The following is a 3,599-nucleotide window of genomic DNA, read 5'->3' on the forward strand; positions in this document are numbered from 1 at the left end:
CACAACAGCCTTAATACCACCGCCAGATATACACGTCTTACTCAAATTACTCGTAAAAATACGGTTGAGGCTATTAATCAGCTGACTGATGATTTAGCCATTAAGTGGGAGTGTGACATATGAAGTTCATCAACATTTTACGTGACCACCTTGATGAATTTAATCAGGCTTACGAGCAACGAATCACAACCACGATGCGGCAAGCCATTTTCGCAATGCTCACTTGCCGTGCCAACACTGAACGCGTTAGCCACTGGACTTGTCAGGGTTGTGGTCATCACAGCTGCCCCCAATATCAGCACAACACCACGACAGATTGGCTCGCAAAGCAGCAGGCTAAGCTACTCCCTGTCAATTACTACATGGTCACTTTTACCTTGCCTTTTGAGCTTCGACTTATTGCAAAACATCAACCCGAGTTGATGTATCAAACCATGTTCTCGGTGGCTGCCAGTGTGCTAAAAGACTTTGCTAAAAACTCAAAGCAACTAGGCGGTAATATTGGCTTTACAGGCGTACTGCATACCCATAACAGGCGGCGTGATCGGCATCCACATATTCACTTTATCATCCCAGCAGGGAGTTTCGATAAAGACAAAAAACAGTGGTGCAAGGGCAAAGGTAAGTTCCTATTCAACGCTTTTAATCTCGCCACAGTGTGGCGAGCAAGGCTGCTAGAACACCTGATTGAGCTGGACATTAAGCTACCAAACGACATTCCCAATAAATGGGTTGTCGACTGTCGACATGTTGGTAAAGGCTTACCAGCCCTTAAATATCGGTCTCGTTATCTCTACCGTGGCGTGCTCTCAGACAAAAATATTATTAGTGATATTAACGGACAGGTGTCCTTTGAGTATCAAAATAGCCAAACCCAAACGACTGACATACGCACCTTGCCCGCAGTGAAGTTTCTCTATCTGATCTTACAGCATGTTCTACCCAAAGGATTACGGCGGGTGCGGGACTATGGGTTGCTTCAAGGTTGTGGTAAAAAGCTCCGCCAGCAGATCCAGCTTATGCTCGCTGTTGCGGGAGCGGTATTTCCAATAATATCTGAGCTAAAGCGAGCAGTGGCGATACGCACTTGCCCCTGTTGCCATCAGCCAATGTCGTTCATCGGAATACATGCTCGACCGACAAGCTTAATGGTCACAGCCTAGCGCTGGAAGTATAAGGATAATGGTTTAACTTAATAAGAGGTGGCGAACTGGTAATAAGCTGATATACCAGAAAATATTTTATTAGTTGCGAGGCTAAGGGATAAACTCAACTATCTGAAATGGTCCCAAGAAACATCACCTCAAACAGAGCGATATCTCGATCTGCTATTTGCTTAATAAAGAGTATTAATAAACCTCAGCCCCGGGCTTGTTCAACACTTGGGATAAGGACGCGGCTTCGCGCGGCCTATCCTTATACGTTACTTCGGCCAAATTTACTGGCTATGCTCCGAGCTGAAAATTCCAGTTTACTAAATGCTTCTATCTGGTATCTTTCTTTGAGTGTCAGTTGCTTATACTGGTTGCCCATTGTTGTGACCTTGGCGGATTGTGTGAGAGCTTGAAACTTATAAGCAACTGACTCTATTATCTATACCAAAGTGTGACGGTTATCATTGGAATCTAAGAATTACCTTCTCATTTTTCAAAAAATGTTTACGCAAGACTATTTGTTATTATTAATCTAAAAACATCTAATAATAACAAACAGAACTTAGTGATTATTTTAGTTTATTGTTTATTGTAATTAGGTTAATTATTTTTAGAATAAACTGCTGCATTCTCACCAGCCATTCTACCGAAGGTGACGATATCAGAGATAGCATTACCACCTAGACGGTTAGCTCCGTGAACACCACCAGTCACTTCACCCGCACCGTATAGACCAGGGATAACCTGCTTCTTAGCGTTCATGATTTCAGCTTTAGAGTCAATCTTCACGCCGCCCATAGTGTGGTGAACACCAGGAGTCACTTCGATTGCGTAGTAATTACCTTCGTTAAGAGCACGTGGTAGGTTTGGACGAGCAAAGTCTGCATCCTTACCGTTCTTAACTAGCGTGTTGTAGCGTGCAACAGCTTCAGTTAAGTTCTTACCGTCAATACCTGTCTTCTCACCTAGTTTAACTAGCGAGTCAGCAGTAGGTACAACACCTAGACCGATGTACTTATCAATCTTACTTAGTGACTTACGTACTGAGTCATCAAAGATTAGGAACGCAGACTTACCTTTTTGGTTCAAAATCGCTGCAGAAGCCTTGTCACGTGTAGTGATTTCGTTGACGAAGCGCTTACCTTCACGGTTAACCAAGATAGCACCGTTACCACGAACCGCTTCAGTCACCATCACACCACCTTTAACAGATAGCGTTGGGTGAGCCTGGATGTATTGTAGATCTGTCATCGCCGCGCCTGCATTGCTCGCTACGTCGATACCGTCACCGGTTGCACCAGGTTGGTTAGTTGAGATAAAGCCTTTTAGCTTAGGATCAAGCTTAGCAACACGCTCGTTGTTCTTAGCAAAACCGCCTGTTGCCAAAATGACTGCATCTGCTTTAATCCAGTAGTAACCTTTGTACATACCTTTAACGAGTAAGCCTTTAACGTTGCCTTTGTCGTCTTTAAGAATTTCAATACCACGAGTGTTCATGCGCATATCAATATCACGCTTAACCGCGTTATCAAAAAGTACTTGAATTACATGAGCTCCCACACCAGCACCACCTGTTGGACGGAGTGAACGGTTAGCTGATGCGCCGCCCATACGACCTACGTCGTTAAGATCTGCGCCCATAGCGGTTAACCAATCAACTGAACCTTTAGAGTGTGAAGCCAGTACTTCAACTAGCTCTGGCTCGTTAAGGTCACGGCCACCTTTCATAGTGTCTTTGTACATAGACTCAACACTATCTTTAATACCTTTGGCTTTTTGCTGATCAGTCCAAGCGGCGTTCATACCACCGGCTGCAAGCTTAGCGTTACCACCAATAACAGGCTCTTTTTCAATAAGAATGACTTTAGCGCCGTGATCAACAGCAGATACTGCAGCAGAGAAACCTGCACCACCAGAACCGACAACCACAATATCAACGGTGTCGCGTGGTGCATCGGCAAGGGCGGCTTGACGATCTTCAGTGTCTTTTAATAGCTCATCAATGCTTGGCTCGTGACGTTCCCACTTCTTAGTGTAAGGCATGTCAAAGTCGAAGCTATGGCAAGAGTCACAGTAAACCATCGATTGTTCGTGAGCGCTGTGACAAGACGTACAAGCCACTTCGCCAGGGAAATGAGATTCATGGGCGTTGTAATGCTCATGTTTTGTTTCTTCAGCAACTTCTGCAAGTGTACCGTGACAAGCTACACACTGTTCGTTCTCGTAGGTTAAGCTATCGTTCGAGAGCTCACCGTCTGGCATGTGGCAGCTATCACACTCTTGGTTTTCACCGTGGAATTCTGCCAAGTTGTCTGCCGCAATGGCGCTAGACATAAAGCCTGCTGACCCGAGAAGTGTTGCAACACACACTGCTTTTTTAAAGTTTTTCATCTAATCTTCTCATTTTTATCATTGCATCTAACAGATATATAAATAATGTTAGAT

General features: G+C 44.4%; 2 protein-coding genes. One reads left to right on the forward strand and one right to left on the reverse strand.

Translation table 11 applies throughout. The features are described from left to right. Nucleotides 1-119: 119 nt before the first annotated feature. The gene (locus BCU91_RS07940) at nucleotides 120-1,163 is read left to right on the forward strand and encodes a transposase (protein WP_102531243.1); all 1,044 of its coding nucleotides are present in this window, start codon (nucleotides 120-122) and stop codon (nucleotides 1,161-1,163) included. Nucleotides 1,164-1,754: 591 nt separating this feature from the next. Here BCU91_RS07940 and BCU91_RS07945 read toward each other — a convergent pair. Next, nucleotides 1,755-3,545, reverse strand: coding sequence for a flavocytochrome c (locus BCU91_RS07945; RefSeq protein WP_102531244.1), 1,791 nt, complete (start codon nucleotides 3,543-3,545; stop codon nucleotides 1,755-1,757). Nucleotides 3,546-3,599: the final 54 nt, after the last annotated feature.

The organism is Shewanella sp. 10N.286.52.B9, assembly GCF_002873635.1.
In the GTDB taxonomy this organism is placed as follows: Bacteria; Pseudomonadota; Gammaproteobacteria; order Enterobacterales; family Shewanellaceae; genus Shewanella.